The organism is Mesorhizobium sp. M7A.F.Ca.CA.002.04.1.1 (assembly GCF_004022805.1).
In the GTDB taxonomy this organism is placed as follows: domain Bacteria; phylum Pseudomonadota; class Alphaproteobacteria; order Rhizobiales; family Rhizobiaceae; genus Mesorhizobium; species Mesorhizobium ciceri.
Window position 1 is genome coordinate 1 of record NZ_RZPL01000297.1, and the last position, 6,401, is coordinate 6,401.

Here is a 6,401-nt window from a genome sequence, read left to right on the forward strand (position 1 = left end):
GGAAGCGTGCCTCGCGTGACAGCAGCGGAATGCGCAGGACGCCGAGGAAATTCAGGCCCATGAGGATGATCAGCACGCCTGCGCCCATGGCCAGCGGCTCCTGCCAGACGCGCAGCAGCCGGCCGATGGTCGAGGCGCCGGCGCCGAGCGCGACAAAGACGGTCGAGAAGCCGAGCACGAAGGCGATCGAAGAATAGATCAGCGCGCCGCGTGCGCCTTCACGCGCTGTCGCACCCGCATTGCCACGGAAATCGTCGACCGAGACGCCGGCCATATAACAGAGATAAGGCGGCACCAGCGGCAGCACGCAAGGCGACAGGAACGAAATCGCCCCAGCCCCGACCGCGCTGACATAGCCGATGTCCAATGCCATTTCCAAGAACTCCAATGTCGTGACGCCGATATAGCGACGCGCAGCCTTGTCCACCAATCACCATTGTGTTGGCAAGATCATCCATTGCCCGACGCACTTGCCAGGAAGAAACGACAGCCCGCAGGCGTTGATGCTGTGAGGCCGCGATTTCCCGCGCGTCTCCAGATATCAGTCAGGAGATTTCCATGAAAACCATAACCGCAGGACTGGCAGCGCTTCTGCTCAGCACCGCCGCATCCTTCGCTGCCGACGCGTGGAAGGAAGCCGAGGTCAATGGCGCCAAGATCTACACCGACGCCAATGGCATGACGCTTTACACCTATGACAAGGACGAGAAGGGCAAGAGCAACTGCTACGACAAATGCGCCACCAACTGGCCGCCGCTGAAAGCCGAAGCCGGCGCCAAGGCGGATGACGAGTGGAGCGTCGTCGACCGCACCGACGGCACCAAGATGTGGGCCTATGACGGCAAGCCGGTCTACACCTTCATAAAGGACAAGAAGCCCGGCGATGTGACCGGCGACGGCGTCGGCGAAGTCTGGCATATCGTCAAGGCCGACTAAGCACGCCATTCCCGCTGCTGGCGGGACAAGGGCTGGTCGCCGGGCATCTCCATGCCATCCGGCGGCCGGCATCGAACAGCCCGTTATAATGTCGCCCGTCCTGGTTTGGGCAGCATTTCAACGACTCGGCGGAAAAATGAATCGGGTCGTTTCCGCTGACTCAGACCCACCATCTGCCTTTCCCAAATTCTGTGATTTTCTCCATACACTCTAAGAGTGTATTGCTGCGGACCGGCCCGCAATTTGGGCGCTTCCCCTTGACCGGATGCAAAAGCGCGGCCATGTGAGCGACAAATAGAACGAGATTTCGTCGCGCGCAGCGGAATTCTTCTGCCGCACCACAGCTGATATGAGACCTCATGGACGTCGTCGTCGTCGAATCGCCGGCCAAGGCGAAGACAATCAACAAATACCTCGGCAAGAACTACAAGGTTCTGGCCTCGTTCGGCCATATCAGGGACTTGCCGGCCAAGGATGGCTCGGTGCGTCCGGATGAGGATTTCGCCATGTCCTGGGCGGTCGACACCGCCTCCGGCAAGCGCCTCGCCGACATCGCCAAGGCGGTCAAGGACGCCGACGGCCTGATCCTCGCCACCGATCCGGATCGCGAAGGCGAAGCGATTTCCTGGCATGTGCTGGAAGTTCTGAAGCAGAAGCGCGCGCTGAAGGACAAGCCGGTCAGCCGCGTCGTCTTCAACGCCATCACCAAATCGTCGGTGCTGGAAGCGATGGCCAATCCGCGCCAGATCGATGCGCCGCTGGTCGATGCCTATCTCGCCCGCCGGGCGCTGGATTATCTCGTCGGCTTCACGCTGTCGCCGGTGCTGTGGCGCAAACTGCCGGGCGCCCGTTCGGCCGGACGCGTCCAGTCGGTTGCGCTGCGTCTCGTCTGCGACCGCGAATCCGAGATCGAGCGCTTCATCCGCGAGGAATACTGGCAGATCGCTGCACTGCTGGGCACGCCGCGCAACGAGAATTTCGAAGCGCGGCTGACCGCCTTCGATCGCAAGAAGCTGCAAAAGCTCGACATTTCCAACAAGGCGCAGGCCGACGACATCAAGTCGATGCTCGAAGGCGCGACCTTCAAGGCGGTGTCGGTGGAAGCCAAGCCGACCAAGCGCAATCCCGGCCCGCCCTTCACCACCTCGACGCTGCAGCAGGCCGCCTCGTCGGGTCTCGGCTTCTCGGCCAGCCGCACCATGCAGGTGGCGCAACGCCTCTATGAAGGCATGGAGATCGGCGGCGAGACCACCGGTCTGATCACCTATATGCGAACCGACGGCGTGCAGATGGCACCCGAGGCGATCGACGCCGCACGCGATGCCATTGCCAAGGAATTCGGTCCGAAATACCTGCCGGAAAAGCCGCGCCAATATACGGCCAAAGCCAAGAACGCCCAGGAAGCGCACGAAGCGATCCGCCCGACGGATTTCATGCGTACCCCGGCATCGGTCAGGCAATATCTCGATTCCGACCAGATGCGGCTCTATGAGCTGATCTGGAAGCGCGCCATCGCCAGCCAGATGCAGCCGGCCGAAATCGAGCGCACCACCGCCGAGATCGAGGCGGCCAATGGATCGCGCACCGCGGAGCTGCGTGCCATCGGTTCGGTCGTTCGGTTCGACGGTTTCATCGCCGCATACACCGACCAGAAGGACGACGATGCGGAAGACGAGGAAAATCGTCGCCTGCCCGAGATCCGTGCCGGCGAGCAGCTTGCCCGCCAGGCGATCAACGCCACCCAGCACACCACCGAGCCGCCGCCGCGTTACTCCGAAGCGTCGCTGATCAAGAAGCTGGAAGAGCTCGGCATCGGCCGGCCTTCTACCTATACGGCGATCCTGAAGACGCTCGAGGACCGCGACTATGTCACCATCGACAAGCGCCGGCTGGTGCCGCAGGCCAAGGGCCGGCTGCTGTCGGCTTTCCTCGAAAGCTTCTTCAAGCGCTATGTCGAGTACGACTTCACCGCGTCCCTCGAGGAAAAGCTCGACGAGATTTCGGACGGCAAGCTCGCCTGGAAGGACGTGCTGCGCGATTTCTGGAAGGATTTTTCCGGCGCCGTCGCCGACATCAAGGAACTGCGCGTCACCGACGTGCTGGATGCGCTCAATGAAGAGCTGGCGCCGCTGGTGTTCCCCGCGCGCGAAGACGGTTCGAATCCACGCATCTGCCCGAAATGCGGCACCGGCAATCTGTCGCTGAAGCTCGGCAAGTTCGGCGCCTTTGTCGGCTGCTCCAACTATCCCGAATGCTCCTTCACCCGCCAGCTCGGCGATGCCGCCAACTCCAATGGCGAGAATGGCGGCGGCGAAGACGGCACCAAGGTCATCGGCAAGGACCCCTATACGTCAGAGGAAATCACGCTGCGCAGCGGCCGCTTCGGCCCCTATCTGCAACGCGGCGACGGCAAGGAAGCCAAGCGCTCCAGCCTGCCCAAGGGCTGGACGGCAGAGTCGATCGACCACGAAAAGGCGCTGGCGCTGCTGTCGCTGCCGCGCGATGTCGGCCAGCATCCGGAAACGGCCAAGATGATCTCGGCCGGGCTCGGCCGTTACGGTCCGTTCGTGCTGCATGACGGCACCTATGCCAATCTCGAAAGCATCGAGGACGTGTTCTCGATCGGCCTCAACCGCGCCGTGTCGGTGATCGCCGAGAAGCAGCTGAAGGGCAAGGGTGGCCGCAATGGCGGCACGGCCGCTGCGCTCAAGGAGCTCGGCGACCACCCCGATGGCGGCGGCAAGATCGTCGTGCGCGACGGCAAATACGGGCCTTACGTGAATTTCGGCAAGGTCAATGCTACGCTGCCCAAGGGCAAGGATCCCCAGTCGGTGACGATGGAGGATGCGCTGGCGCTGATTGCCGAGAAGGAAGCCAAGGGCGGCGGCGGCAAGAAGCCGTTCCGCAAGGCGGCCGCGGCCAAAGCTCCGGCAACCAAGAAAGTAGCCGCCAAGAAGCCGGCTGCGAAGAAGCCGGCCGCGAAGAAAAAAGGGTAGGACAGCGTGGCGCGCAAGATCACCGGCAGAACCCACGGCGATCCGCGCACCGCCGACACCAGGGCCAAGGTCAAGGACGACTATCGGCCGTCGCGTGACGAAATCCTGCGCTACATTGCCGAAAATCCCGATCGCGCCGGCAAGCGCGACATCGCGAAGGCGTTCGCGCTGCGCGGCGACGACCGCATCTGGCTGAAGGATATTTTGCGCGACCTGCAGGACGAAGGCGTCCTCACCAAGGAGCGCAAGGGGCTGGCCCGCGTCGGTGCCCTGCCCCATGTCACGGTCCTCGATATTTTCGACCGCGATGCCGATGGCGTGCTCTTGGCGCGCCCAACCGAACACACAGCCAATGGGCCGCCGCCCATCGTTTCCATCCGCCTGTCGCGCAGTGGCAGTGGACCGGCGCCCGGCATTGGCGACCGCGTGCTGGCCAAGACCTTTCCCGCCGACGACACGAACGTCGCCCTGGGCGGCCCCGCCTACACCGGGCGGGTGGTGAAGATTTTCGAAAAGCGCACCGATGCCGTGCTCGGTATCTTTCGCATCCTGCAGGACGGCACCTTCCGTATCGAACCGGTGGAACGGCGCCAGCCCGAACTGATCGTCGACAAGGAATTCCAGAACGGCGCCAAGAATGGCGACCTGGTCGAGGTCGAGCCGGCGCGAGCCTCCCGTTTCGGCTTGCCGAGAGCCAAGGTGCTCAACGTGCTGGGCTCTCTGACCAGCGAAAAGGCGGTCTCTATGATCGCCATCCATGCGCACGACATTCCGCATATCTTCCCGGCCGACGTCATCGCAGAATCCGAAGCGATCAAGCCGGCGACGCTGGATCACCGCGAGGATTGGCGCGACCTGCCGCTGATCACCATCGATCCGGCCGACGCCAAGGACCATGACGACGCCGTCTTCGCCACGCCGGATCTCGACGAGAAGAACCCCGGCGGCGTGGTTGCCACCGTGGCGATCGCCGACGTCGCCGCCTATGTGCGCTATGGCACTGCACTCGACCGCGAAGCGCTGAAGCGCGGCAACTCGGTCTATTTCCCGGATCGTGTCGTGCCGATGCTGCCCGAGCGCATCTCCAACGATCTCTGCTCGCTGCGCGAGGGCCAGGACCGGCCGGCATTGGCAGTGCGCATGATCTTTTCGGCCGAGGGCCGCAAGCTCAGGCACACCTTCCATCGCGTCATGATGAAGTCGGCGGCAAAGCTCGCCTACCAACAGGCTCAGGCGGCGATCGACGGTGCGCCAGACGACAAGACAGGCCCGATCCTCGAAACCGTGCTGAAGCCACTGTGGGACGCCTATGCGATCCTGAAGCGCGGCCGCGATGGCCGCCAGCCGCTCGAACTCGATCTGCCGGAGCGCAAGATCGTACTCAAGCCGGACGGCACCGTCGACCGCGTCATCGTGCCGGAGCGGCTCGATGCCCACAAGCTCATCGAAGAATTCATGATCCAGGCCAATGTCGCCGCGGCCGAGACGCTGGAGGCGAAGAAGCAGGAGCTGGTCTATCGCGTCCACGACGCGCCGTCGCTCGCCAAGCAGGAATCGCTGCGCGAGTTCCTGCAGACATTGGGCCTGTCACTGGCGCGCGGCGCGCAGATGCAGCCAAGCCAGTTCAACGGCATTTTGGAGCGCGTGCGCGGCGCCGACAATGAAGGCCTTGTCAACGAAGTGGTGCTGCGCTCGCAGAGCCAGGCCGAATACTCGCCAAAGAACATCGGCCATTTCGGTCTCAACCTCCGCCGCTACGCCCATTTCACCTCGCCGATCCGCCGCTATGCCGATTTGATCGTGCATCGCGGACTTATTGCCGCACTCGGACTGGGTCCGGGTGGGCTGACGCAGGACGAAGCGGCACGGCTCGAAGATGTCGCGGTGCAGATCTCCGGCACGGAACGCCGCGCAATGGCGGCCGAGCGGGACACGGTCGACCGTCTGATCGCCGCCTATCTCGCCGAACGCGTCGATGACCGGTTCGATGCCCGCATCTCCGGCGTCACCAAATCAGGACTATTTGTCCAATTGCCGCAGTACGGCGCGGATGGTTTCATCCCGGTGTCAACTCTGGGCGGCGATTACTATATATACGATGAAACGGCTCGCTCCCTGTTCGGAGAACGCTCTGGCAAAGGCTACCAACTCGCGGACCGCGTCGAGGTCCGGCTTATCGAGGTGGCGCCGATGGCCGGCGCGATGCGCTTCGAGATGTTGACCGACCCAAAGCCTCTGCCGGGCTCCAAGCGGTCGTTTCACAAGGCCAAGGGCCGCGCCCGCGCGTCGCAATCGCGACCGGGTTCGCGCGGCAGGAGACGATGATGACAACAGCCATGGAAGAACAGGTTTTCGGCGGAGAACATCACTCGGGCCGGGCCGCACGCCCGCTGTGGACGGCGATGAAGCGCGGCCTGCTCGGCCGCTGCCCGCATTGCGGCGAAGGCAAGCTGTTTCGCGCTTTTACCA

Annotated in this window: 4 protein-coding genes; 3 read left to right on the plus strand and 1 reads right to left on the minus strand. The window is 63.4% G+C overall.

The window, feature by feature from the left end; all coding sequences use genetic code 11:
• Positions 1-373 (minus strand): cytochrome c biogenesis protein CcdA (locus ENZ75_RS16790; protein ID WP_245481163.1); only part of this gene is annotated, 373 nt, incomplete at its 3' end.
• Between the two features lie 185 nt (positions 374-558).
• Here ENZ75_RS16790 and ENZ75_RS16795 point away from each other — a divergent pair.
• From ENZ75_RS16795 to rnr, 3 genes are all read left to right on the plus strand, one after another.
• A complete protein-coding gene (locus ENZ75_RS16795) occupies positions 559-936 on the plus strand; it encodes a hypothetical protein (protein WP_024503571.1) in 378 nt (125 codons plus the stop codon).
• 359 nt (positions 937-1,295) lie between these two features.
• Positions 1,296-3,932: a type I DNA topoisomerase gene (gene topA, locus ENZ75_RS16800; protein WP_128278191.1), complete on the plus strand. Its 2,637-nt coding sequence runs from the start codon at positions 1,296-1,298 to the stop codon at positions 3,930-3,932.
• A 6-nt stretch (positions 3,933-3,938) separates the two neighbouring features.
• Positions 3,939-6,257, plus strand: a complete 2,319-nt coding sequence (gene rnr, locus ENZ75_RS16805) for a ribonuclease R (RefSeq protein WP_063167900.1) — start codon at positions 3,939-3,941, stop codon at positions 6,255-6,257.
• Positions 6,258-6,401 lie beyond the last annotated feature (144 nt).